Annotated in this window: 23 protein-coding genes and 1 tRNA gene; 7 read left to right on the forward strand and 17 right to left on the reverse strand. The window is 68.5% G+C overall.

Annotation, left to right across the window (positions count from 1 at the left end):
• Positions 1-30 precede the first annotated feature (30 nt).
• Positions 31-357: an EF-hand domain-containing protein gene (locus QWY76_RS09035; RefSeq protein ID WP_290310826.1), complete on the forward strand. Its 327-nt coding sequence runs from the start codon at positions 31-33 to the stop codon at positions 355-357.
• Between the two features lie 94 nt (positions 358-451).
• On the opposite strand, the gene QWY76_RS09040 is transcribed toward QWY76_RS09035, so the two are convergent.
• Positions 452-1438 carry a methyltransferase gene (locus QWY76_RS09040; protein WP_290310827.1) on the reverse strand — a complete coding sequence of 329 codons (987 nt, stop codon included), beginning with the start codon at positions 1436-1438 and terminating at the stop codon, positions 452-454.
• Positions 1435-2232 carry a methyltransferase domain-containing protein gene (locus QWY76_RS09045; protein WP_290310828.1) on the reverse strand — a complete coding sequence of 266 codons (798 nt, stop codon included), beginning with the start codon at positions 2230-2232 and terminating at the stop codon, positions 1435-1437. Before QWY76_RS09045 ends, QWY76_RS09040 begins: the two co-directional genes overlap by 4 nt.
• Before the next feature lie 117 nt (positions 2233-2349).
• Between QWY76_RS09045 and QWY76_RS09050 the strand changes: the two genes are divergently transcribed.
• The 3 genes from QWY76_RS09050 (at position 2350) to QWY76_RS09060 (ending at position 4794) form a co-directional block, all read left to right on the forward strand.
• Positions 2350-2426, forward strand: a tRNA-Arg gene (locus tag QWY76_RS09050).
• Positions 2427-2712: 286 nt separating this feature from the next.
• Positions 2713-2946, forward strand: coding sequence for an IclR family transcriptional regulator (locus QWY76_RS09055; protein WP_290310829.1), 234 nt, complete (start codon positions 2713-2715; stop codon positions 2944-2946).
• Between the two features lie 192 nt (positions 2947-3138).
• Positions 3139-4794 (forward strand): putative bifunctional diguanylate cyclase/phosphodiesterase, encoded by a 1656-nt coding sequence (locus QWY76_RS09060; protein WP_290310830.1) that lies wholly within the window; start codon positions 3139-3141, stop codon positions 4792-4794.
• Positions 4795-5172: 378 nt separating this feature from the next.
• On the opposite strand, the gene QWY76_RS09065 is transcribed toward QWY76_RS09060, so the two are convergent.
• Positions 5173-7164, reverse strand: a complete 1992-nt coding sequence (locus QWY76_RS09065; RefSeq protein WP_353960399.1) for a sensor domain-containing diguanylate cyclase — start codon at positions 7162-7164, stop codon at positions 5173-5175.
• 401 nt (positions 7165-7565) lie between these two features.
• Between QWY76_RS09065 and QWY76_RS09070 the strand changes: the two genes are divergently transcribed.
• Positions 7566-7784, forward strand: a complete 219-nt coding sequence (locus QWY76_RS09070) for a hypothetical protein (RefSeq protein WP_290310831.1) — start codon at positions 7566-7568, stop codon at positions 7782-7784.
• 75 nt (positions 7785-7859) lie between these two features.
• On the opposite strand, the gene QWY76_RS09075 is transcribed toward QWY76_RS09070, so the two are convergent.
• The 8 genes from QWY76_RS09075 to QWY76_RS09110 all read right to left on the reverse strand — a co-directional run bounded on the left by QWY76_RS09075 (position 7860) and on the right by QWY76_RS09110 (position 16030).
• Positions 7860-8960: a hypothetical protein gene (locus tag QWY76_RS09075; RefSeq protein WP_290310832.1), complete on the reverse strand. Its 1101-nt coding sequence runs from the start codon at positions 8958-8960 to the stop codon at positions 7860-7862.
• A 102-nt stretch (positions 8961-9062) separates the two neighbouring features.
• The gene (locus tag QWY76_RS09080) at positions 9063-10175 is read right to left on the reverse strand and encodes a porin (RefSeq protein ID WP_290310833.1); all 1113 of its coding nucleotides are present in this window, start codon (positions 10173-10175) and stop codon (positions 9063-9065) included.
• A 483-nt stretch (positions 10176-10658) separates the two neighbouring features.
• Positions 10659-11726: a ProQ/FINO family protein gene (locus tag QWY76_RS09085; protein WP_290310834.1), complete on the reverse strand. Its 1068-nt coding sequence runs from the start codon at positions 11724-11726 to the stop codon at positions 10659-10661.
• Between the two features lie 90 nt (positions 11727-11816).
• Positions 11817-12356, reverse strand: coding sequence for a dihydrofolate reductase (locus QWY76_RS09090; RefSeq protein WP_290310835.1), 540 nt, complete (start codon positions 12354-12356; stop codon positions 11817-11819).
• Positions 12353-13177, reverse strand: coding sequence for a thymidylate synthase (locus tag QWY76_RS09095; RefSeq protein WP_290310836.1), 825 nt, complete (start codon positions 13175-13177; stop codon positions 12353-12355). Before QWY76_RS09095 ends, QWY76_RS09090 begins: the two co-directional genes overlap by 4 nt.
• Positions 13178-13236: 59 nt before the next feature.
• Positions 13237-14034 (reverse strand): prolipoprotein diacylglyceryl transferase, encoded by a 798-nt coding sequence (gene lgt, locus QWY76_RS09100; protein WP_290310837.1) that lies wholly within the window; start codon positions 14032-14034, stop codon positions 13237-13239.
• 65 nt (positions 14035-14099) lie between these two features.
• A complete protein-coding gene (locus QWY76_RS09105; RefSeq protein ID WP_290310838.1) occupies positions 14100-14894 on the reverse strand; it encodes a sulfite exporter TauE/SafE family protein in 795 nt (264 codons plus the stop codon).
• Positions 14891-16030 carry a response regulator gene (locus QWY76_RS09110; protein ID WP_290310839.1) on the reverse strand — a complete coding sequence of 380 codons (1140 nt, stop codon included), beginning with the start codon at positions 16028-16030 and terminating at the stop codon, positions 14891-14893. The genes QWY76_RS09105 and QWY76_RS09110 overlap by 4 nt, the downstream gene beginning before the upstream one ends.
• Before the next feature lie 110 nt (positions 16031-16140).
• Here QWY76_RS09110 and QWY76_RS09115 point away from each other — a divergent pair, with 110 nt between their 5' ends.
• A complete protein-coding gene (locus tag QWY76_RS09115; RefSeq protein ID WP_290310840.1) occupies positions 16141-16920 on the forward strand; it encodes an NRDE family protein in 780 nt (259 codons plus the stop codon).
• 12 nt (positions 16921-16932) lie between these two features.
• On the opposite strand, the gene ptsP is transcribed toward QWY76_RS09115, so the two are convergent.
• A complete protein-coding gene (gene ptsP, locus QWY76_RS09120; protein WP_290310864.1) occupies positions 16933-19197 on the reverse strand; it encodes a phosphoenolpyruvate--protein phosphotransferase in 2265 nt (754 codons plus the stop codon).
• A 78-nt stretch (positions 19198-19275) separates the two neighbouring features.
• Positions 19276-19770, reverse strand: coding sequence for an RNA pyrophosphohydrolase (locus QWY76_RS09125; RefSeq protein ID WP_290310865.1), 495 nt, complete (start codon positions 19768-19770; stop codon positions 19276-19278).
• A gap of 150 nt (positions 19771-19920) precedes the next feature.
• On the opposite strand from QWY76_RS09125, the gene QWY76_RS09130 reads away from it, so the two are divergent.
• Positions 19921-20577 carry a histidinol-phosphatase gene (locus tag QWY76_RS09130; RefSeq protein ID WP_290310841.1) on the forward strand — a complete coding sequence of 219 codons (657 nt, stop codon included), beginning with the start codon at positions 19921-19923 and terminating at the stop codon, positions 20575-20577.
• Between the two features lie 233 nt (positions 20578-20810).
• Here QWY76_RS09130 and QWY76_RS09135 read toward each other — a convergent pair whose 3' ends face one another.
• The 4 genes from QWY76_RS09135 to gshA all read right to left on the reverse strand — a co-directional run bounded on the left by QWY76_RS09135 (position 20811) and on the right by gshA (position 24696).
• Positions 20811-21785, reverse strand: coding sequence for a malate dehydrogenase (locus tag QWY76_RS09135; RefSeq protein ID WP_290310843.1), 975 nt, complete (start codon positions 21783-21785; stop codon positions 20811-20813).
• Between the two features lie 153 nt (positions 21786-21938).
• Positions 21939-22430 (reverse strand): sigma D regulator, encoded by a 492-nt coding sequence (rsd, locus tag QWY76_RS09140; RefSeq protein ID WP_290310844.1) that lies wholly within the window; start codon positions 22428-22430, stop codon positions 21939-21941.
• Between the two features lie 86 nt (positions 22431-22516).
• Complete coding sequence (locus QWY76_RS09145) at positions 22517-23068, reverse strand: disulfide bond formation protein B (RefSeq protein WP_290310845.1); 552 nt, start codon at positions 23066-23068, stop codon at positions 22517-22519.
• The gene (gene gshA, locus QWY76_RS09150; protein ID WP_435388972.1) at positions 23065-24696 is read right to left on the reverse strand and encodes a glutamate--cysteine ligase; all 1632 of its coding nucleotides are present in this window, start codon (positions 24694-24696) and stop codon (positions 23065-23067) included. The genes QWY76_RS09145 and gshA overlap by 4 nt, the downstream gene beginning before the upstream one ends.
• Positions 24697-24718: the final 22 nt, after the last annotated feature.

Genomic DNA, 24718 nt, shown 5'->3' on the forward strand with positions numbered 1-24718 from the left:
CGTGTTCACCGGACACTCTGGAGGTGCATCATGAACAAGACCCTGCTGAAATCGACGTTGGTGGCCGTCGCCCTGCTCTTCGGCGCCGGCGCCGTGGCGGGCAGCGATGCCAAGTTCAGCGACCTGGATGCCGACGGCGATGGCACCCTGAGCGCCGAGGAGGCCGCCGCAGCCGGCATGGACGTCGCGACCGCGGATACCGATGGGGATGGCGCCATCAGCGAGGAGGAATTCGAGGCCGCCAAGTCCGGCATGGGCATGGAAGGCGAAGGCTCGATGGAAGGCGAAAGCTCCATGGAAGGCGAAAGTTCCATGGAAGGCGAAGGCTCCATGGAAGGCGAGACGATGGCCGAATAATCGGCACTCGCTCGGCGGCCGGTTCCTCCGGCTGCCGCGGGGCATGCCGGCCCGGTCGGCATGCCCCCTTTTCGTTGCCGGCCGACGAGACGCCTCAGGTCCTGGCGCTATAGACCCGGAAGCGGCGGTCGTCGGCGAGGATCTCGAAGCCGCCGAAGGCCCGCGCCAGCAGGTCCGGATAGGGCAGGAAGGCGTTGGCCACCAGCACCAGCCGGCCGCCCGGCACCAGGTGCTCGGGCGCCTCGCGGATCAGCCGGCCGGCGGGGCCGTAGTCCACCGCGCGCTCCTGGTGGAAGGGCGGGTTGCTGACGATGGCGTCGAAGCGGCGCCCCTCGAGCCCCGCGAAGACATCCCCCGCCCTCACCTCACCGTCCAGGGCATTGGCCGCCAGGCTGCGCCGCGTCGCCTCCACGGCGAAGCCGTTGACGTCCACCGCGGTGGTCGCGAGCCCTCGCCGGGCCAGCCAGGTGGCCAGGATGCCGTCCCCGCAGCCCATGTCCAGCACCTGCCCCGTCTCGGGGAGCACGTCCGGCAACCGGGACAGCAACAGCCGGGTCCCCGCATCGAGCTTGCCATGGCCGAAGACGCCTGGATGGCTGGCCAGTTGCAGCCCCTCGGCCTCGAAGGACGTCCAGGCCGCCTCCGGGTCGAGCCCGACCCGATCGAGGCGCGAGGCGAAGAGCGTGCAGCGCCGGGCGCTGTCGACCTTGCGACAGCCCAGTCCCAGGGCCGCCAGGACCTTGAGCACCCGCTTGATGCCGCCCTGGTGCTCCCCCACCACCTGCAGCGGGGTGCCCACCGGCAGGTGGGCGCACAGCCACAGCAACCACCACTCGCCCAGGGCATGGGCCTTGGGCCAGAACAGCACCACGCCCGGCGGGGGCGGCACCTCCGCCTCGAAGGGCGAGCCGGCCGGCCGCCCCCGGCTGCGCCAGGCATCCAGCAGCGCCTGGTCGGCGGCGAGCAGGCGTCCCTCGCCGCCCTCCAGCCAGCCGTCCCGGGGCGGGGCGACCCACAGCCAGCCGCGATAGTCGGCGTCCTGGCGTTCCAGCAGCTGGCAGACGGGGGTCTCGGCACTCATGATGCGGGCTCCTCGGGGCGAATCAGGGTATAGAGCAGGTAGCGGCCCAACCGCCAGTGGGGGTCGACACGGCTGTAGCGCCATTCCAGTTCGAGCAGCGCCTGGCGGTCCGCCGACGCCTCGGGCGGGGTGCGCAGGTAATCATGGAAGACGCGCACCCCGGCCACCCGCGCCACGCACAGGCCCAGCTCCTCGGCCCAGGCGACGACCTGCCCATGGGTCAGCGGCGCGATGGGGGTCAGGCGCCGGCGGCGGCCCTGGCCCTCCAGTCGGTCGGCCAGGGCCTTCTGCAGGTTGCCCTTGACCACGTTGGACAGGCGCAGGGCGTCGCGGTTGAAGACCATCAACGAGAGCTGCCCGCCCGGCGCGAGCAGCCCGGCCAGGGTCGCCAGGGCCGACCGCGGATCCGCCAGCCACTCGAGCACGGCATGGCAGGTGATCAACGGCCAGGGGCCCGGCAGTGCTGCCTGGAGAGACTGGAGCGCCAGCCGGTGGCAGACCACCGGCCGGTCGCCGAGATGCTCGACGGCCCGCTCCAGCATCTCGCCGGCGGGCTCGGTGAGGGTCACGGCATGGCCACGTTCACTCAGCCAGGCGGCCAGTTGCCCCAGGCCACCGCCCACCTCCAGCACCGGCTGGGCCTGCAGGTCGAGCATCTCGGGCAGCAGCCGGTCGAGCAGGGCCAGGCGCAGCTCGCCACGCAGCCCGCCATACAGGCTGCCGGCGAACTTGTCGGCGAGGCCGTCGAAATGGCGGTCGCCCGCCGGGGACAGGTAGGGGGATAGCTCGGGCATGGGGGCATCCGGACAAGGGCTGGCGGCCATTCTACCCGCTAAGCGCTGCCGGCTCACGGGCCGCAACGCCTGCGGGTTTATCTCGCCGGTTCAGACGCTTATACTATCGCTCGCTTCGCCCTCTTAGCTCAGCAGGATAGAGCAGCCGCCTCCTAAGCGGCAGGTCGCAGGTTCGAATCCTGCAGAGGGCGCCATTACGCCCCGCACTCGGTGGTCCTGCGCAAGCTCTGCATCGGAGTACCAGGCGATCAGGCCCCATTCGCTCTCTCTGGCCCTTGCCTGGACACCATGACCAAGCGGCTTTCCGTCACCCGTACGCCCGGCAAGGTACGCGCCCACCTTTCGCCAGCGAGCCCCGCTCTTCGACCACCGATGTGACCGATGTCCCCGACCGTGAGGCGAACCCACCGCACGAATCGGTCCCGACTCCCTAGATGTGAGACCTGGTTGAGAGGCATCCCCGATGAACGACACCACCACATGCCTCGGCAAGGCTCCGACAACTGGCCAGCCATCGAGAAGCCTATCCGGAAATCCCTCGATGAATACGCCAACGTCGGCTTCTGTCTCTCCGAGGAGGACTGGGAGCTGAAAGCCAGTGCCGTCGCCATTCCGCTCATTCTGGAGGAAGATGCCGAAGTGATGGCGATCAACTGCGGCGGGTCGTCACTGCGATTGAACCATCGCATCCTGGTTGAAAACCTCGGGCCCTGACTCAAGGAGGCCGTGGACCAGATCCAGGATTCTCTGGAGCCCCCCAGCCTCGGATAAGGCGTAAACGTCGACCTTCCCATCGTGCGTTGAACCTTGTCGCCCAAGCGAGTGGTGGGTCATTCATAATCCTCTAATCTGGTACAGAGTCGCGGTGATCGACCCGGAGGACCGGAGATGGGGACAAGCAGGTTCGTGAAGTCCACAGCATGGCCGCAACGCGTCGTGCAGCTCATCGACAGTCGCCATGCCACGCGCTGCAGTGTCGTGGCACTACTCCTGGTCGCGGGCGCGGCAATCGTCTATGTCACCGGGGGGACGGCCTATGCCTACCCCTATTTGATGCTGGTCCCGGTACTGGCCGCAGCCTCCTGGTACAGCCTGCCCGGGGGACTGATCGCCGCCTTCCTCGCCGGCGCCTTGATGGCAATCATGCCTCAGGATGCCCACCTCAACGTCGAGCAAAGCACCGCCAACTACCTCGCGCGGTTTGTCTTCTATCTGATCTTGGGCGGGGTGGCAGGCTGGCTGTTCCATCTGCGCCGCCGCTCGGCCAACGAACATCGGGTCATCGCCCGCACCGATCCCCCGTCGGGCCTCCCCAACCAGGTCGCCCTCAACGAGGATCTTCGCCACTGCCTATCGCAACCGGTTTGGCGAGTCACGAACACCGGGGTGATAAAAATCAAGATCACCGATATGACGGAGGTGGTCGAAGCCCTGGGCATGGAAGCCGCAGATGAGCTTCTCGTGGCAATGGGCACACGGCTGAGTCAGGCGATCCGCGATGGAGGCAGGGCGTACCGGATCAGCCTCGATGAGCTTGCGCTGATCTTGAAGGACATCGAGCCGGGTGATCTCGACCCCATCAGCCAGCGATTGATGGATGTCGGCGAGGACAGTCTGTTGATTCAGCAGGTACCTGTTCGCGTCCAGTTAGCCATGGGCAGCGCCATCGCGCGGGACGGCATGACGAGGGCGACAGAACTACTCCGAGAGGCCCGCATCGCGCTACTCGCGGCGATCCGGCAACGGCGCAGCCACACACATTTCAGTCCCACCTTCGATCAGCGCACCCTGCAATCGCTCAAGCTGATCGCTCGGGTGCGAGACGGGTTGGTCGCGGGGGAGTTCGAACTGCATTACCAGCCCAAGATTCGACTGGGCGACGGGAAAGTCTGTGGTTGCGAGGGGCTGATCCGTTGGCGAGGTGACAATGACAAGCTGATTCCGCCCGGCCAGTTCATGCCCAAGGTGGAGAACACCTCGCTGATCGGCCCTGTCACCACCTTCGTGGCTCAAACCGCCGGTGCCTTTGCCGTGACTGACGGGAGCGAGGGCGCGATCGGAATCAATATCTCCGTGCATAACCTGCATGACGAAGACCTGCATGACCTCCTCCTGAAGCTTGTTGAAGACACTGGCGTGCGCCCCGAGCACCTGGAAGTGGAAATCACCGAAAGCGCCTTGATCGGTGACCTCGACGCGGCACGCCGCGATATCCAGCGCATTCGCGATATCGGCATCGGCGTGAGTATCGATGACTTCGGCACGGGCTTTGCCTCGTTCGAGTACTTGCAGCACCTGCCGATCACTGGGCTCAAGATCGATCGTTCCTTTGTCTCCCCCCTGGAACGAGACGAGCGAGCACGCAAGCTGATGGCCTGCATGATCGACATGGGCCACGCCCTTGACCTGGTGGTGACCGCCGAAGGCGTGGAGACAGCGGCTCAGGCGGATATCCTGCGCCATCTCGGCTGCGACCAGGCACAGGGCTTCCTGTTCTCACCGGCCCTTCCCGCTGCCGACTATCGCACTTGGTGCCAGCGCTATTCAGAAAGACGCCTGTAATGGCTGGCCCAGCAGGCCAGGAAACCATCACACGATGCGAAGTGCCCCGGTTGGTTCCCGCGGCTTAGGCTCTGCAGCCGCAGCAGGAAGGGCAGCGATCAAAGCTTGAACGATCCCCCGACATGCGAAGCAAACGCCACGCATTGAGCAGCACGGCGGATTACACGATCATGGACAGGTTACGCTGGGAGTACCGTGCCGACTTCAAGACTAGGCTGGTGCTCGCCACCCTCGGGAGGGAGCAACCGCCTCGGAGAGCGGCGCTCGCCCATAACGCCATCCGGGCAAATGAGCCAGTTGGAGCCTGAACGGCGGGACAAAGACAGCCGGCAAGTGGACAAGGTCCCCCCAACGGATGCGGCTTCACGCATGGTCCAATCAGGCCAGCGCCGGATGGACCACCACCCGATCCCGGCCCTGGCGCTTGGCCGCATAGCTGGCGGCGTCGGCACGCCCGATCACCTCGGCGATGCGCTGATCCGTCTCCCTGAGGCTGGCCACCCCGAGGCTCAAGGTGACCCGATAGTCTTTTTCCTGGTGACTGACGGCGACATCGCGCACCGCGTCGCGCAGCGACTCGGCGATCCTTGACGCCTGGGACTGGGTGCAGCTGGGCAGCAGCACGGCGAACTCGTCGCCCCCCTGGCGCGCCACGTGGTCGCTGCGCCGCACCTCCCGCACCACCACCTGGGCGATGCGACACAGCATCTCGTCGCCCAGGGCATGCCCGCCCTGGTCGTTGATGGGCTTGAAGTGGTCCAGGTCGAAGAGGATCAGCGCCGAGGGCGCGCCGGTCTTGCGGCAGTCGGCCAGGGCTTCATCGAGCCGGCGCTCGAAACCGCGACGGTTGAGCAGGCCGGTCAGCGGGTCGTGCTCGGCCTCCCACTGGCGCAGGGCCTCTTCCTCGCGGCGTTCGGTGATATCCTTCACCGTGCCCACGAAGCCGAGGGTTCCCCCCTCGGTCGCCACCCGGCTGGCATGAACCTCCAGCCACAGCAGATCCCCGCCCTGGCGGTAGCAGCGGAACTGCTGGAGAAAGTCCTCGCCGCTCACCATGCTGTAGTGCCACAGGTCCAGGGCGGACTGGCGATCGTCGGGATGGATATGCCCCAGCCATTCGCGCTGACGCTGCTGGGCCCTGGCATGGCCGGTCAATTCGACCAGCGCCGGGTTCTGGTAGGCGATGTTACCCGCGGTGTCGGTCACGAACATGCCCACGGGCGACGAGGCCAGGATGGCATCGAGGAAGGCCTGGCGATCCCTGAGCTGGGCCAGGGCCTTGCCGCGTTCCACCTCGACGCGGTTGAAGGTATCGGCGACCTGGCGAAGCTCCTGCATCCGCGTGGTCAGCGCCACCCGGTTTCGCCGGCCCTCTCCCACGGCCTCGATCTGGCGCTCGAGCTGGAAGAGCGGACGCAACACCAGCCACAGCAGCCAGCTCATCAGCGGCAGCATCAGGACCGCGACCAGCAGGACCTTCCCGCCCAGGCGCTCCAACCAGCGCTGGATCGGGGCCATCACCTGGTCCCGAGGCAGGGCGACGCCGACGATCCAGTCGGCGGGCCAGATCTGGCGGAAGGCCTGGTAGGCGACGTCACCCGACAGCAACGGCCCCTCGCCCTCTCCTTCCCAGCCGTCCAGTGCCAGGTCGAGCCAGGGGTTGAACGCCGCATCCGGCACAGCCTCGAAGATGCGATCCCGATCGGGATGGAAGAGGAAGGTGCCGGAGGCGCTCATCACCGCCGCGAAGCCCTCCTGCCCCAGTCGCAGTCGATCCAGCCGCCCGAAGAGGCCGCTGTCCAACCTGACGATCCCGCCCACCAGCCCCTGGAAGCGCCCGGCCCGATCCAGCCGTGGCACCGCGAACAGCACCAGCGGCGTCCCACTGGCCCTGCCAATAATGGGTTCACTGACATGCGGGCGCTTGAAGGCACGCACGCTACGGAAATAGTCGCGGTCGGCGATCTTCCCCCCCTGGAGCCGGCGACGATCGGGCCAGGCGGCCTGGATGTGACCCTCGGCGTCGGCCACCAACAAGCCATCGAACCATTCCAGCAGGGCCTCGTTGCCGCGCAGCGCGTCGCCGAGCCGGGACGCCCCTTGCCCCCGCTGCTGTGTCTGGAGGCTCCCCGCCAGGCGTTGCAGGGCCTGCAGACGGGTCTCGACCTGGTCCGTCAGCTCATCGGCGATCAAGCGAGCCTCATAACGCAGATGGGCCCGGTTGGACGCCTCGAGCAGAGACTCCCCCGACCGCCAGCCGAAGCCGAGCAACAGGGCGAGGACCACCAGCCAGGTCATGACCAGTCCCGACAGCAGGCGCCCCTTCAGTGAAAGCAGCCTGTTCAGGTAGGTGGCGGGGTGTAAGGGCACGCGTCACCTTGGAGCCAGGGGGTACCGTGACTGCATTATATCAGTCTTTGCTAATTTTTTGATCCGGGTGTCGCATGGCCGAGGTTTCGAACCCATGCCCCGGCCGGTCGGCCAGGGCCGTTTCGTGCCCGCCAATCCCCCGTGCCCTGCCCCGCAGGGGCCGGCCGAGAGCCTGGCGGGTCAGGCCGTATGGCGGGGCGACGGCGAGAGACGCCGCGCCTGCAGGGCGTAGGGATAGCCCCCGATCGGTCGGCGAAGATCAGAAGCAGCCAGCAGGAGACTCTGCTATACCACGAATACGTCTCTGCTGAATCAGCTGTAAGGAATGCGATGGCGGAGGCACTAAGCGAACAAGACCCGACGGAGGTTTCGAGTTCAACCCACCGACCGAGAGGTGCCTCATGAACATCAAGACTCTGACAGCCGGCTTCCTGGCCATGCTGATGATGGGCGGAGCCGCTTATGCCATGGACTCCGAAGCCATCGAGAAACACATGGAGGAGATCAACCAGAAGGCCGACGCCGCCGCCGACGAGGATCGCGTCCAGGCCCTGGAGCAGCAGGTCCAGGACCTGCAGGAGCTGATCCATATGATGCTGGAGGAAGAGCAGGCCAGCTGAGCCGGCTCTGGTGGTACGGCCATCGGCGGGGCCCGCTCGGGCGGGCCCCGCTTCTCTGACGTCCGCAGCTGTCGGTCAGCGGCTGCGTTCGACGCGCAGCTCGTAGTTGTTGACCCCGGAGTGGGCCGAACCGAACTTCTGGCCCTGGACGCGGATCCGGTAGCGCCCCGGCGACAAGGTGGTCTCGAGGTCCACGTCGCCATCGAAGCCCTGGCCGGCGCCTTCCGCCACGACCCGGCCGGAGGCGTCCAGCACCTCGAGGGCGATGCGGTAGGTGTCCTCGTAGCCCGTCGGATAGGTGGAGGTGGTGATCGCCACGCTGCCCTGCTCGGCCATCTCGAAGGTCAGGACCTCGCCCCGGGCGCGGATCTTCACGTCGGTGACGATGGTCTCGTAGCCCGACCGTGAGGCGGGCCCGGTCGACGGCGCATCCTGCTCCTGATCCCGGGATGCCTGCGTGGCCGCGGCGCCGGTCGCCGTGGCCGACGCCCCGGCAGCGGTCGAGGTCGAGGTCGAGGTCGCCGTGGTGGCGGCATCGCCGGCAGCGGTCGAGGTCGCCGTGGTGGCGGCATCGCCGGCCTCCGTGGCCGTCTCCGCCGAGCCACCCAGGGTGGCCACGGCATTATCGCCCCTCACGAACACCGAGCGGGCCCCCTCGCGCTTGTCGCCGGTGAAGAAGATGCCCTCGCCGTCGCTGACGCCTTCCGCCAGGCGATTGCCCTGCGCGTCGAGGCCCACGATGTCGATGGAATAGCCGTCCCCGGCCTTGCCGCGGGTGCCGAAGCGCTGGGCCTCGACGCGCAGCACATAGTCCCCGGGCTCGAGGCGCTGGCGCAGCGCCAGGCCGCCGTTCTGGCCCAATGCCTCGCTGCGGGCGATCACCCGTCCCTGGGCATCCTCGAGGACGGCGGCGATGCGGTAGTCCTCGGAGTAGCCGGCGGTGACCTCGCTCTCGAAGAGGTAGGTGCCGGCCTCGGTCACCGAGAAGTCGTGGGCGTTGGCACCGCCGAACAGGAAACTGCGGCTGTGGGCATCGGTCTCGGACTGGAAGAAGCCGGTCAGGTCGAGCTGACGCCCCTCCTCGCGGAATCGCTCCTCCATCACGCTGTCGGCGGCGACCGGCGCGGCCGCCAGGCTCAGCGCCAGCAGGCCGGCCGTCACTATCGGCTGTTTCATGGAACCTCGCTTGCGTTCGTTCATGCCCAATGAAAAAAGCCGATCCCGGGGGATCGGCTTTCGTTGTTCTACCCTTGTCGCAGGATACACCCGCGCTCGGGCTTAGAACAGGTAGGTCACACCCACGGCGCCGCCGTCACCTTCGTCGTCGTTGCGATCGTAGAAGGCCAGCTCGGCCCAGGTGTACATGGCGTCGGAGATGTTGTAGGTGGCACCGACGATGACTTCGTTGTAGCTGTCTTCCTCGTCCTCGGCTTCGGTCGGGAAGTCGCCGCTCAGGCCGGCGTCCTCGAAGGTGCTGCCGAAGTCGTCACCGCCCACGTCGACGTACTGGTAGGCGGCGTAGATGTCGCCCATGCCGTAGCCGTAGCGAGCGCCCAGGCCGTAGAAGTTGACGTCGTCGAAGGCCTCGTCTTCGGCTTCGAAGCGCTCGAGCTTCAGGGCCACGCGCAGGGTGTTCCAGGTGTACTGGCCGGTGATGCCGTACTGGTCGCCGGCATCGAACTCTTCGCCGGTCTCGGCAGCGGTGGCGTCGTAGATGCCCAGGTCGTCGTAGACTGCGGCAACGGAGAAGCCGCCGACGGTGTACTTGGCACCACCGAAGAAGGAGGCACGGCTCTCGTTTTCGACGAGCTCGACACCAGCTTCATTGGTGGAGATCTCTTCGGCCTCACCCTTGTACTGGGTACCCACGGCAAACTGCAGGCCACCGAAGGACGGAGAGGTGTAGGTCACCTTGTCGCCTTCGCGGTCGCCGGTGCCGTAGAAGTCTTCGATGCTGCTGTTGGAGTCGGACGCGTCGAAGAACTCGTTGTTGGTCAGCGGGTCCTGGATCCAGTCGTCGATCAGCGGATCGTAGGAACCGATGCGCGCGTCACCGAAGTTGCCCTTCAGGCCGACATAGGCCTGGTCGCCGGAGTCGCGGCCAGCGACTTTCATCTCGTCGGCCTGGAAGTCGTCGAACTCGAGCTTCAGGTAGCCGGTCAGGCCGTCGTAGATGACGTGCTCGGCGGCGAAACCGAAGGTGGAACCGTTGTCGGCAATCTCGTCGGCGTCGTCATTGTCGCCGGCGCCGGTGTCGACGTTGTAGTAGGCGATCTGGATGTTGCCGTAGAGGTCGAGCTTGGTGCCGTCCTGGTTGTAGACGGTGGCGGCCTGGGCGCCGGAGGCAGCCATGGCACCGGCGATGGCAGTCGCTAACAGTGTCTTTTTCATTGCGATAATCCTTTTGACTAGCTTGCTGTTTCGATCGTTGCTGCCTGCTCTTTGGTGAGTCAGTGCAGTTGGCATGCCGGTCTTGGTGCCGGTTCTCGTTGCTGCCCTGTCCCTCACGGGAGGTGGCAGTCAGCGAGCCTGACCTCGGCAACGCCTTGTTATAGTCCAATGCTCGCACGAGGAACTCTATACCGTGATTCGCGGGAGCGCAACAAGAAAAAAACACTGTTTTCCTTCGTCACATTCCCCGATGGCGGCGATTTCCCCTGCGATGACGGCCAGGGCGCCCTCCCGGCGGACCGACCGCCGCTACCGGCCCGGGATGTGGCACGCCCTGGGCAGCCCGAGGCGCCTCCGGCGATACCACAGACCGAAACGCATGGTAGCGATGAGCGGGTTCATCATGCCCCGCTGATATGACGCTTTCAAGTCAGCTGGCGCTGAAAGCCGCCGACGGCCCTCAACGCTCGGCAGGCGCCCGCGTCAGCGGGCGTTGTGGCGGGCCATCAGCTCGCCCAGCTTGCGCTGCAGGCGGTGGTCGTCGGGCTCGTCGACGGCCGGGTCGGCGCCGGGGGCCGGCGGCTCGGGATGCGCCGCGGTCGAGGACGCAGCGCCGGGGGATGGGGTCGCCTCGTTGGCGCGGGCGCGTGGCTTGGCGGCACGACGCTTGCCGGCCTTGCCCCCGGGACGGCGGTCGGCCTGGAGGCGCTCGAGCTTCTTGTGGGCGTGCTCGGCGGCGCCGGCATCGACCCGGCCGGCCGGTGCGCCGTCGAGATCGATGCGCTCGGCCCCGTCACGGACCGACTTGAGGTAGCGAGGCAGGTTGACGTAACAGGCCAGGGCACGCCTCACCAGCTTCTCCGGCCAGGGCTCCAGGGCGGCCAGGTCCTCGTGGATGCCGACCTTGAGGGGCCGCGTGTGGCCCTTGAAGAAGGCGGCGTCGTAGCGTCGATACCACTGGCCCAGCAGGGCCTGGGGAGACGGTGCCTCCGCGATGGGCAGGTCGGCCTGGGGCGCCGCCGCGGAGGCGCCGGCGTCCGTGGCCGACGCGTCGGGCGCCGCGGCGGGCGGGGGCGCGGCATCGGCCGTGTCGTGGCGCTCGTCGGACGCCGTCGCCGGCGTGGCACGATGATGGCCGATCAGCGCGGAGAGCCCCTTGGCCTGGCGTCCCTGGCGCTGGAAGACCGCTGCCGGCTTTCCGCCGGCCAGGCGTTCCTGCAGGTGGTGATTGTGGTCATCCAGCTCGCGGTTCTGCTCGTCGAGCTCGCGGTTCTCTTCCTCCAGCTCGAGTCGTGCGGCCTCCGCATCGACCAGACGCTGCTCGAGCGCTTCCAGTCGGCTCACCAGGGCCTGGCGCTGCGCCGCCTCCTCGCGCGCCTCGGCCGCCAGCTCCGCATTGCGCGCCTCGAGACTGACACGGCGCTGCTCCAGCTCGACCAGCCGGGAGCGCAGCGCGTCCTGCTGCACGCGGGTATCACGCAGCGCGCCCAGCAGGGCATCGGCGCGCCCCTCGAGCGCCGCCATCAGGCGAAATGGGCGTTCGTCGATCAACTCCTGATCCTCCAAGTGCACCTTGCCGAAGGGGGATGGCAGCGGCCAGGGAGTCGCCCATGGCGCCGCTCCACCCACCGTCAGTCTGTGTCACGACGCGGTGTCTGGCAAACCCCGCCGGCGATACTGCACGAAGTCGTAGGCCGGCTGGCCCTCGGCGGGCGTACCGGGGACGCGCTGACACTCCTGCCATTCGTCCCGCTCGAGCTCGGGAAATCGCGTATCTCCCTCGATCTCGACCGCCACCTCGGTGAGATAGAGACGACTGGCATGGGGCAGGGCCTGGGCATAGAGCTGACCGCCGCCCATCACCATGATCTCGTCGACGCCATCGATGGTCGCCTGCCGGTCGGCCAGCGCCAGGGCCGAGGCCAGGTCATGGCAGACGCGCACCCCCTCGGGCCGGAAGTCGGGATCGCGGGTCACCACGATGTTGAGCCGGCCGGGGAGCGGCCGCCCGATGGACTGGTAGGTCTTGCGTCCCATGACCAGTGGCTTGGCCTGGGTCATGCGCTTGAAGAACTTGAGGTCCTCCGGCAGGTACCAGGGCAGCTGGTTGTCGACGCCGATCACGCGGTTGGCGGACAGGGCCGCGATCATCGCCACGGGGATCAGGGTGTCATCGCTCATACGGCGACCTCCGCCTTGATATGGGGGTGGGGATCGTAACCCTCGATGGCGATGTGCTCGAAGCGGAAGGCGAAGAGATCCTCGACCGTCGGGTCGAGCACCAGGCGCGGCGCGGTGCGGGGCGTGCGCGCCAGCTGCTCCTCGGCCTGCGCCAGGTGGTTCAGGTAGAGATGGGCGTCGCCGAGGGTGTGCACGAAGTCGCCGGGCTCGAGCCCCGCCACCTGGGCGATCATCCGCGTCAGCAGCGCATAGCTGGCGATGTTGAAGGGCACGCCGAGGAAGATGTCGGCGCTGCGCTGGTAGAGCTGGCAGGACAGCCGCCCCTCGGCCACGTAGAACTGGAACAGGCAGTGACAGGGCGGCAGGGCCATCTCGTCCACCAGCGCCGGGTTCCAGGCCGAGACGATCAGCCGCCGCGAGCGGGGATTGGTGCGCAGCTGCTCCAGCAGGTTGGCAATCTGGTCCACCTGGCCGCCGCCGGGGGCAGGCCAGCTGCGCCACTGGTAGCCATAGACCGGGCCCAGCTCGCCGTCCTGGTCGGCCCACTCGTCCCAGATCCGCACGCCGTTGGCCTTGAGATAGGCGATGTTGGTGTCACCGGCCAGGAACCACAGCAGCTCGTGGATGATCGAGCGCAGATGGAGCTTCTTGGTGGTGACCAGCGGGAAGCCCCGAGAAAGATCGAAACGCATCTGGTGGCCGAACAGCGAGCGGGTGCCGACACCGGTGCGGTCATCGCGCTCCACGCCGTGCTCGAGCACGGCGCGCATGAGATCGAGATAGGGTTGCTCCAGCGCCGGCTGGGATTCGTCGATGGGCATGGTCGAGCTGAGCCTGGGTCACGGATGAATGGGCGCGCCAGTCTAACATGCCCGGCCCGTCAGGGGGCGGCGCGGTCGGCATCGATCGGCTGGCGACGGGACCAGGCGATCAGCGCCAGCCCGGCGACGATCATCGGCAGCGTCAGCAGCATGCCCATGGTCAGCCAGTCGAAGGCGATGAAGCCGAGCTGGGGGTCCGGCCGGCGGACGAACTCCACGGCGAAGCGGAAGACGCCATAGAGCGTCAGGAAGAGCCCCGAGACCAGGCCCCGGCGCCGCGGCCGGGACGAGACCCACCACAGCACCACGAACAGCACCACGCCCTCGAGCAGGGCCTCGTAGAGCGACGAGGGGTGGCGCGGCGCCGGCCCCTGGCCGGGGAACACCAGCCCCCAGGGCAGCTCGGTGACCCGCCCGGGCAGCTCATGGTTGATGAAGTTGCCGATCCGCCCGGCGCCCAGGCCGATCGGCACCAGCGGCGCGACGAAGTCGGTGAGGGTGAAGAAGGCCAGGCGCTTGCGACGGGCGAAATACAGCGCCGCCAGCAGCACGCCGACCAGGCCGCCATGGAAGCTCATGCCCCCGTCCCAGACCCGGAAGATCCACAGCGGATCGGCCAGCCACTGCTCCATGCCGTAGAAGAGCGCAAAGCCCAGGCGCCCCCCCAGCACCACCCCGAGGGCGGCATAGAAGATCAGGTCGCCCACATCGTCGCCGTCGAGGCCGATGCGCGGGGCGCGTCGACGCCCCAGGAACCAGGCGGCGATGAAGCCGATGACGTACATCAGCCCGTACCAGTGCACCTGGAGGGGGCCCAGGGAGATGGCCACGGGGTCGATGGTCGGATAGGTCAGCATGGAATCCTCAAACGAAGCTGGAAAGGGGTCAGGGGCAAGGGGTAAAAACAGGCCAGCGGCCCGGATCATATCAGGAAGGTAAGCCCCACCGCCGCCAGCAGGGCGGCGAAGGCCAGGCGCAGCACCCGGGCCGGGAGCCAGTGGGCCAGGCGCACCCCCAGGCGCGCGCAGGGCACACTGGCGAGCGCGATGCCCAGGAAGGCGGGCCACATCACGTAGCCGAGCGCCCCCGGAGGCAGACGCGGCTCGCCCCACCCCACGGCGATGAAGGTCAGGGCGCCGCACAGGGCGATGGGCAGGCCGCAGGCCGAGGACGTGCCCACCGCCTGGGTCATCGAGGCCCCGCAGCGAGTCAGCCAGGGCACGCTCAGGGTGCCGCCGCCGATGCCGAACAGTGCCGAGACGCCGCCGATCACCGCGCCGGCCAGCCCCATGGCGCCGCGCCCCGGCTGCAGGCCACCGGGTCTGGGGCCGCGCCCCAGCGCCATCCGGGCGGCGACCAGCAGGACAAAGCCCCCGAACAGCAGGCCGAGCAGCCCGCCGGAGAGGCGACCGGCGACGAAGACCCCGGCGATGGCGCCCAGCAACAGCCCCGGCAGCAGGGCCAGGAACCAGTCCCGATGGATGCTGCCGCGGCGATAGTGCCCCCAGGCGGAAGAGGCCCCGGTGACGACGATGGTCGCCAGGGAGGTCCCGACTGCCAGGTGCATGCTGACCTCGGGAATCACGCCCTGCAGGCCGAAGGCCATCACCAGGGCCGGTACGATGACCAGCCCGCCGCCGATGCCGAAGAGCCCCGCCAGGGTGCCGGCCACCCCGCCCAGCAGCAGATAGCCGAGCAGCAGCGATGCCCCGCTCACGCCCCCTCCCCCGTGCCGATGACACCGGGCAGCCAGCGCTTGACCACCTCGAGCAGGTCGTGGGGACGATAGGGCTTGGCCAGGTAGTCGTCCATGCCCGCCGCCCGGAACCGTCGGCGGTCGGCATCCCCGGCATTGGCGGTCAGGGCCACCACCACGCTGCGCGGGCGATCCGGATGGTCGACCTCGCGGGTCCGCCAGGTCCGGCAGGTCTCCACGCCATCCATGTCGGTCATGTAGATATCCATGAACACCAGGTCGTAGGCCTGCTTGTCCAGGCGGGTCAAGGCATCGGCCCCGCTGGTGGCGGTGGAGACCTGCAGTCCCTGGCGCTCCAGCACCTGCTGGGCGAGCATCAGGTTCACGGGGCCATCGTCGACGATCAGCACCCGCCCCGGGGATACCGGCTCGCTGCCGAGCGCCGGCGCCCCGACGAGGTTCTCGAGCAGCACCGCGGTATCGGCCAGGCGCTCGTGCAGCCCCTGGACCGCCGCCCGCTCGGCCTCGCTGGCATCGCGCCGGAACAGGTCGCTGTCCAGGACCTCACCGACGGAAGCCATCAACGGTGTCAGCACCTGCTGCAGGTGGTTCAGGTAGTCGGACTTCAGCCGGGATTCCTCGCGCGCCCGCTCGCGCCCCGTGGCCAGGCGAGCCAGCCGCCCCCGCTGGGCCTCGAGGTCATCGGCGAGCCGACGCTCGGCCCCGCGCCGGGCATCCAGCTCGCGGCGCCAGCGATCGACCTGGCCCTGGAGGCGGCTGGCCAGGGCGTCCAGCCGCTCGACCAGGGTGGCGTGGGGATCGTCGAGGGGTTGCGCCGCGTCCAGCGCATCGCCCTCCCCGGCAGTCAGGGCACTCGCCACGCGGCCCAGCGCGGCCTCGACACGAGCCTCACCGGTGCGCAGACGCTGCCTCAGCAGGGTGAGAAACACCGCCACGTTGAGGCCGCTGCCCACCAGCAACGCCAACAGCAGCCAGAAGGTGGTGCTCCAGGTGGCCTGGGACGGCACCAGCCACCAGCCGCTCAGGCCGATGACCAGGCACAGCGCGACCAGCGCCGCCTGCGCCGTGAGGACCGGCCAGAGGATCGGCCGGACCAGCCTGTTCCAGTAGAGCTCCTTGGGCGTCTCGACTCGCATTGTCATCCCTGTGCCGGGTCGATCATGAGTCAGGGAGTGTACGCGGCGGGAGGGGGCGCTGTCATGGCGGGCCCTTTCCTCGGGCTCGGGGGCAGGCTAGGCTGGCGACCATGTGCCTGATCGCCTTCGACCACCGGCCCGGCGAGGCCATCCCGCTGCGCCTGGTCGCCAACCGTGACGAGTTCCATGCCCGCCCGTCGGCGGCGCTGGCGCCCTGGGACGACGACCCCGGAATCGTGGGCGGTCGCGACCTGGAGGCCGGCGGCACCTGGTTGGCCGTGCATCGCCGCGGTCGCTTCGCCGCGGTCACCAACGTGCGCGATCCCGGGCTGGGCGTGCCACGCGGCGCGCCGAGTCGCGGAGAACTGGTGCGCGAGGCCCTGCGGTGCCCGGACCTGCCGGCCTGGCTGGCTCGCCTCGCCGACGGCGAAGCCCGCGACTATGCCGGCTTCAACCTGCTCGCCGGGGATGGCCGGCGTCTCTGGCACCTGCACCGCGGGCGCGACCGCGTCGTGTTGCGACTCGTGCCCGCCGGCCTGCACGGCCTGTCCAACGCCGAGCTGGACACCCCCTGGCCGAAGCTGATCCTGGCCCGCCAGGGACTGGCGGCCAGCCTGCACCACGGCCATTTTCCCGAGGACGCCCTGCGTGCCCTCGCCGACCCCTACCCCGCCGATGACCGCCAGCTGCCCGATACCGGGGTCGGCCTGGAAGGGGAGCGTCGCCTCTCGGCCGCCTTCATCCGCGGCGAGGACTACGGCACCCGGGCCAGCAGCTGGCTGGCCTGGCAGGCCGACGGGCACCTGACGATCGGCGAGCGACGCTTCGCTCCCCGGGGGGCCCGCCTCGGCGAGACCGTCATCGAGCTCGACACCCCTCCGCCGGCCTGACCCCGCGCGAGTTCAGTCGTCCTTGGGCGGCAGCAGGTGACTCAGTTGCCACTCTCCCATGCGGGCCTTGAGGTGACGCCCCACCGCCGCCGGGGAGTCGAGCTTCAGGGTCTGCTCCACCAGCTCCCGGGCCGCCGCCTGGGAGACGCGACGGATCGCCGCGCGCACCTTGGGCAGGCTGGGCGCGTTCATCGACAGCGAATCGAAGCCCATGCCCATCAGCAGCAGCGCCCCGGCCGGGTCGCCGGCCAGCTCGCCGCACACCGAGGTCGGCACCCCCAGCGCCCGCGCCTCGCCCGCGAGGCGCGCCATGGCCGAGAGCACGGCGGGATGGCAGGCGTCATAGAGTTCGGACACCCGGGGATTGTTGCGGTCCACCGCCAGCAGGTACTGGGTGAGGTCGTTGCTGCCCACCGAGAAGAAGTCCACCCGCTGCGACAGGGCCTCCAGCTGGTAGAGCGTCGCCGGCACCTCCAGCATCACGCCCACCCGCGGACGCGATACCTCGATGCCGTCCTCGCCCAGCTCGCGGATGGCCCGGTCGAGCAGGCGCAGGGCGTCGTCGACCTCGTCGACGTTGGTGACCATCGGCCACAGCACCTGCAGGTTGTCGAGCCCCTGGGAGGCACGCAGCATGGCCCGCAGCTGCACCATCAGCACCTCGGGATGGTCCAGAGTCACCCGGATGCCCCGCCAGCCGAGGAAGGGGTTGGCCTCCTCGATGGGAAAGTAGGGCAGGTCCTTGTCGCCGCCGATATCCAGGGTCCGCATCACCACCGGCAGGGGCGCGAAGCCCTCCAGCTGCTCGCGATACAGCCGGGTCTGTTCCTGCTCGCCGGGGAAGCGCTCGGTGATCATGAAGGGCACTTCGGTGCGATAGAGCCCCACCCCGCCGATGCGCGACTTGAGCGAGGCCACCGCTTCCACCGCCAGGCCGGTGTTGACCATCAGCGGCATGTCGTGGCCGTCGGGGGTGCGGCTGGGCAGGTCCTGCTCGTGCTCGAGGACCTCGGCCAGCGCCCGTTCCTCGTCGATCAGGCTCTGGTAGTGGCTCTCGAGCTCCTCGCCGGGCCGCACGAAGAGCCGGCCGCGATGGCCATCCAGCACCACCCGCGCCCCGTTGAGCCGGGGCAACGGCAGATCGACCATGCCCAGCACGGTGGGGATGCCCATGGCCCGGGCCACGATGGCCACATGGGAGGTGCTGGAACCACGCACCGAGACGAGCCCGGCGAGTCGCTCGCGGGGGACCTCGCCGAGCATGGCCACGCTGATCTCGTCGCCCACCAGGATGGTGCTTTCCGGGTAGACGCTGGGCTGCGACGACGCCTCCTCCTGGAGGTGGGCCAGCACGCGCCGGCCCAGGTCGCGGATATCGGCGGCCCGCTCGCGCAGGTAGTTGTCGTCGACCCGCTCCAGGTACTGGACGTGGCGACGCACCACGTCGGCCAAGGCCCCGGGGGCCCACTGACCCTCGCGGATGCGCTTGACCACCTCCTGGGACAGCGCCGCCTCGCCGAGCATCTGCTGGTAGACATCGAACAGCGCCAGCTCCTGGGCCGAGATGCGATTGGCCAGGCGCTCGCCGGCCGAGCGGATCTCGTCGCGGACCCGGCCGATGGCCTCCCTGAGGCGCGCCACCTCGTAGTCCTCGTCGGTGGGAATCAGGTCCGGCACGCTGTCCAGGTCCGCCGGCGGCGCGATCACCACCGCCTCGCCGATGGCCATGCCCGGCGAGGCCGCCACCCCGGTGAAGGTCGCCTGCCCGCCGGGCATGGTCGGCCGGGTCAGGTTGCCGGTGGCCAGGGCATGCGCCAGCACGCCGGCCAGCTGGGCGGCCATGGTGACCAGGAAGGCCTCGTCGGACTCGTCGTAGCGTCGCTTATCGGACTGCTGGACCACCAGCACGCCGAGCATGCGGCGCTGGTGGATGATCGGCACGCCCAGGAAGCTCGAATAGCGTTCCTCGCCGGTCGCCTCGAAGTAGCGGAAGCGCGGATGGGACTGGGCATTCTCGAGATTGATCGGTTCCTCGCGCTGGGCCACCAGCCCCACCAGCCCCTCCCCCACCGGCAGGGCCACGTGGCCGACCGCCTGGGTGCGCAGGCCGATGGTCTCCATCAGCATCAGCTGATCGAGCTCGGGGTCGAAGAGGTAGAAGGAACATACGTCGGTGCGCATGGCCTTGCGAATGCGGCGCACCATGGTCGACAGGGCCGCGTCCAGATTGCGGGCCCCGTTGACCTCCAGGATGATGCGTCGCAACACCTCGAGCATCGGCGTCTTGCTGTCCATTATTGTTTGCCTCGCTGAGGATGTCGCCGGAGGAGTCGTCCTCCGACACGTCTCGGGGCGTCAATCATGCCCCAGGGCCAGGCGCTGCGCCCTCGGCGACAGTTCGCGCAAGGCGCGGCGATAGACCTCGCGCTTGAAGGGCACCACCTGGCCGAGGGGGTACCAGTAGCTGACCCAGCGCCAGCCATCGAACTCCGGTTTGGCCGGACCGCCATCCATGCAGATCCGGGTCTCGCCGCAGCGGATCCTGAGCAGGAACCATTTCTGTTTCTGACCGATACACACCGGCCGAGAGTGTGTTCGTACCATGCGTCGCGGCAGACGGTAACGCAACCAGCCCCGGGTACAGGCAAGCACCTCGACGTCCTCGGCCGTCAGGCCGATTTCCTCGTGCAATTCGCGAAACAGTGCCTGTTGCGGTGTCTCGTTCGCCTTGATGCCTCCCTGGGGAAACTGCCACGCATTCTGCCCAACCCGACGCGCCCAAAGCAGCTGCCCCTGGTCGTTGGCGATGATGATGCCAACATTGGGGCGAAAGCCGTCAGCGTCGATCACGGACTTCACCTTATGAATCCAGTATTGGATTCATTCTTCCACAAGGCCGTGAAACGTATCAATACGCCATTGGCGCCACGCTCGAAGCCATGGCGGGCTTCTGCCATAATCGCCGCCTCGAATACCATGCCCATCACCAAGAGGAATGCCGTGAGCCTCGCCATCTTCGACCTGGACAATACCCTGCTCTCGATCGACAGCGACCATGCCTGGGGCGAGTTCCTGCTCGAGCAGGGCGCCGTGGATCCGGTGGCCTACAAGGCGGCCAACGACCGCTTCATGGCGGACTACGAGGCCGGCACCCTCGACATGGCCGAGTTCCTGGCCGTGGCACTGAGGCCGCTGGCCGAGAACACGCCGGAACAGCTGGCCGCCTGGCACCAGCAGTTCATGGCCAGCAAGATCGAGCCGAACATCCTGCCGCGGGGCGAGGAACTGATCGCCCGGCATCGCGCCCGGGGGGACACCCTGCTGATCATCACCGCCACCAATCGCTTCATCACCGGCCCCATCGCCGAGCGCCTGGGGGTGGAGGAGCTGATCGCCGTGGAACCGGAGATGGCCGAGGGCCGCTACACCGGCCGGGTCAGCGGCGTGCCCAGCTACCGGGAAGGCAAGGTCACCCGCCTCGCGCAATGGCTCGACGGTCGCGAGCTGACGCTGGCCGACGCCTGGTTCTACAGCGACTCCCACAACGACCTGCCGCTGCTCGAGCGGGTCGATCACCCCGTCGCAGTGGATCCCGACGCGACGCTGCGCGAGGCGGCCGAGGAGCGCGGCTGGCGCATCATCAGCCTGCGGGACTGATCCGGCCCGGCTTCGCGGAGGGCTACGGGCTACGGGCTACGGGCTACGGGCTACGGGCTACGGGCTACGGGCTACGGGCTACGGGCTACGGGCTACGGGCTACGGGCTACGGGCTACGGCACCCAGGATATGCCGGATAGTGTCCCAGCGAAAAAGCCCCGGCCAGGCATTGCCTGGCCGGGGCCTTGTTGAGCTCGAAGCTCGGGACGCGCAGCCCGAAGCTTCGAAGGCGATCAGCCGAGCAGGTGCTCGACGGCGGCCCGCTCCTCGCGCAGCTCGGTCTCGGTGGCATTCATCCGCTCGCGGCTGAAGTCGTCGATCTCCAGGTCCTGGACGATCTCGTACTTGCCGTTCTGGCAGACCACCGGGTAGGAATACATGATGCCCGGCTCGACGCCGTAGCTGCCGTCGGCGGGGATGCCCATGCTGACGATGCCGTCGCTGCCCAGCGCCCAGTCGCGCATATGGTCGATGGCCGCGGAGGCCGCGGAGGCCGCGGAGGAGGCCCCACGCGCCTTGATGATGGCGGCGCCGCGCTGCTGCACGGTGGGGATGAAGTCGTTCTCGTACCAGTCGCGCTCGACCAGCTCCAGGGCCGGCTGGCCGGCCACCTGGCAGTGGGCCAGGTCCGGGTACTGGGTCGCGCTGTGGTTGCCCCAGACGATCATCGACTCCACATCGGTGACGTGCTTGCCGGTCTTCTGGGCCAGCTGGGTCTTGGCGCGGTTGTGGTCCAGCCGCATCATCGCGGTGAACTGGCCCGGATCCAGGTCCGGCGCGTTGCAGGAGGCGATCAGGGCGTTGGTGTTGGCCGGGTTGCCGACCACCAGCACGCGCACGTCGCGGCTGGCGTTGTCGTTCAGCGCCTTGCCCTGCACGGAGAAGATCGCCGCGTTGGCCTCGAGCAGGTCCTTGCGCTCCATGCCCGGACCGCGCGGACGGGCACCGACCAGCAGGGCGAAGTCGGCGTCCTTGAAGGCGACGTTGGGATCGTCGGAGGCGACGATGTCCTGCACCAGCGGGAAGGCGCAGTCGTTGAGCTCCATGACCACGCCGTTGAGGGCGTCCATGGCCGGCGGAATCTCGAGCAGCTGCAGGATGACCGGCTGGTCCTTGCCCAGCATGTCGCCGGAGGCGATGCGGAAGGCCAGAGAGTAGCTGATCTGGCCGGCGGCGCCGGTAATGGCAATACGGACGGGGTCTTTCATCGTGGCTCCTTCGGTTGTCGCCGTGAGGATGGGCCTGGCGGGCGGAGTGCCCGCCGCGGCCGGGTGTCGAACCGCCGAAATGGTATGCCTGCAGTGCACAAAACTCAATTCGACCTGCGACTCCCCCCGAAGGAGGCGGGGCCCGACGGCGGGTCAGGCCTCGCTGGGCGCCCGATGCTGGGGGGCATGGGCGGCATGCAGCCGGGCGATCAGCTGGTCTTCCAGGGAGAAGCGCTCGGTCAGCCCCTTGGCCAGGCGGTCGAGCCAGGCCGGCAGGCGCTTGAGGTAGTGCTGGCAGCGGACCGGGCTCGCGTAGTCCTCGTCGAAGGCCAGCACCAGCTCGGTGGACATGCCGAGGCGTTCCAGCAGACGCTCGGCGAGGATCAGGGCATCGTCGTCGTCGAAGGCCTCGGCCTCGGCCTTGAGCTGCGGGTAGACCTCGAAATGCCCGGCGCTGATGTAGTCCATCAGCAGTTCGCTGAAGCCATCGATGCGCGCCTTGGTCACCGCCTCGAGGTCGGCGTCGCAGGCCTCCTTGAGCTCGATGAAGCGGACCAGCAGCTCGCGGCGCTCGTCGAGCCAGCGGTCGATCAGCTGATGCACGCCACCCCAGCGTTCCTGTGCATTCTTGCAGTCTTCCAGCATGATGCCTCCCTCGCTCGTTGACCCCCGCCTCGGGCACTCCGACGACCCGGCCTGGAGACTCAGACTCCTCCCTGGCGGGGTCGCTGTCAATCCCGCTCGGTCAGTCCCGGCCAACGATAGCCCCGCCGTCGCCGCAGGGCGCGGGCCAGCAGGCCCAGCGGCACCAGGCCGAGCCCCAGGAAGCCGATCAGGGTCCAGCCCGGCAGGGACAGCCCCAGCAGGGTCGCGCCGATCTCGGCACACTCGCCGGAGCCGGTCAGCACCGTGGCGACCACCTGCTGCAGGGGCAGGATCTCCATCATGTAGTCGAGCCCGGGCCCGCAGGACGGCACCTGGTCCGCCGGCAGCGACTGCAGCCACAGATGGCGTCCCGCCAGGCCGATGCCGGTGCCCACCGCGAGCAGCGAGGCCAGCCCATAGAGCGCCGCGCCGAGGCGACCCTTCGGGTTGTGCAGGGCCGCCACGGCGAACACCAGGCCGGCGGCGATCACCGCCATGCGCTGGAAGATGCACAGCGGACAGGGCTCGAGGCCCGCCAGGTGCTCGAGGCCCAGGGCCACGGCCATCATCAGCACGCAGGCGCCTAGGCCCAGCAGGCTCCAGCGCCGCACGCTCCAGTCACGCAGCTCCTCGATCATGGCCGGCCTCCCACGCGCAGCGGCGACAGGGCCCGGGATTCCCGGGCCTGCTCGAAATAATGGGCCAGGAAGTCGCCGAAGCCGTCGATATCGGCGTCCTCGATGTCGCCCTGCTGCTGGTGGGAGGTCTCCACCAACTGGTCGAACAGGGCCTCCCGGGCCCGACCGATGGGCTCCTCGCGCAGCCGGGCGGCCTGGCTCCGGGCCAGCTCCAGCACCACCTCGACGAACTCCTCGCCGCTCGACTCCATGCGCGCCAGCAGGCGGCCGGAGGGGGTCAGCGACGGGTCCTCGAGGCGCGGCGCCAGCGCGGCGATGGCCTCGGCATGGGGCGCGCCCTCCTCCAGGCGGTCGAGCAATCCGGCAACGTCCTCGAGCTCGGCGAAGATCTCGCCGCCCCAGTCGGCGATGCCGCGCTTGCGGCCGTGATGGTCCAGGCGCAGTTCGGGGTCGCGGCCGCGGGACACCACCAGGCGCCGGTTGTCGTCCAGGTGCTCGCATTCCTCGTCGGAGATCCAGGGACTCTCCGCCAGCAGGCACCACATCAGGAAGGTATCGATGAAGCGGCTCTGGATGGCGTCGATGCCCAGGGCATCGAAGGGGTCGAGGTCGAGGCAGCGCACCTCGATGTACTCGACGCCTCGCGCCTCCAGGGCCTGGCTCGGCGTCTCGTCGTGACGCGCCACCCGCTTGGGCCGGATATCGCTGTAGTACTCGTTCTCGATCTGCAGGATATTGGCGTTGAGCTGATGCCAGGTATCGCCGTCCCGCACGCCCCTGGCCTGGTAGTCGGGCCAGGGCGTCGAGATGGCATGCCGCAGGGTGTTGACGTAGTTCGACAGCGAGTTGAAGCAGATCTTCAGTTGCGACTGCACCTTGTTCTGGTAGCCCAGGTCGGACATGCGCAGGCTGGTGGCATGGGGCGCGACCAGGGTGTCCCGGCCATGGGGGCGCAGCCCCTCGGGGACCCGGCCATCGGACAGGAAGCTGCGATCGACCGCCGGCGAGGCGCCGAACAGGTAGAGCAGCAGCCAGCTGTGACGGCGGAAGTTGCGGATCAGCCCGAAGTAGCGCGAGGAGCGATAGTCCTGCATGGCGGTCTCGCCCTCGCCGTCGAGTTCGCGCAGCAGCGCGAAGAAGCCGTCGGGCAGCGAGACGTTGTAGTGCACCCCGGCGATGGCCTGCATGATCCGGCCATAGCGCACGTCGAGGCCACGCCGATAGACGTGCTTCATCCGCCCCACGTTGGAGCCCCCGTAATCGGCGATCGGCACGCTGTCGTTGCCGTCGAGCCGGGACGGCATGCTGGCCGGCCAGATCAGCTCCTCGCCCAGGTGGCGGTAGCTGAAGCGGTGCAGGTCGGCGAGGAAGTCCAGGGCATCCTCCGGGCGGCAGTAGACCGGCGTGATGTACTCGAGCAGCGCCTCGGAATAGTCCGTGGTGATATGCGGATGCGTCAGCTTGGAGCCCAGCTCGGCAGGATGCCGGGTCTGGGCGATACGTCCCGCGGCATCGACGCGCAGCCCTTCCTTCTCGATGCCGCGGCGCAGGCGGCCGAGACGCCCCTGACCGGCCAGGCGACCGAGGCGTGCGATAAGGGGGGAAAGCGATTCGGACAAGGTGAACACCCCATGTCGTGGAAGCCGGCCG

The organism is Halomonas maura (genome assembly GCF_030409305.1).
Classification (GTDB): Bacteria; Pseudomonadota; Gammaproteobacteria; order Pseudomonadales; family Halomonadaceae; genus Halomonas; species Halomonas maura.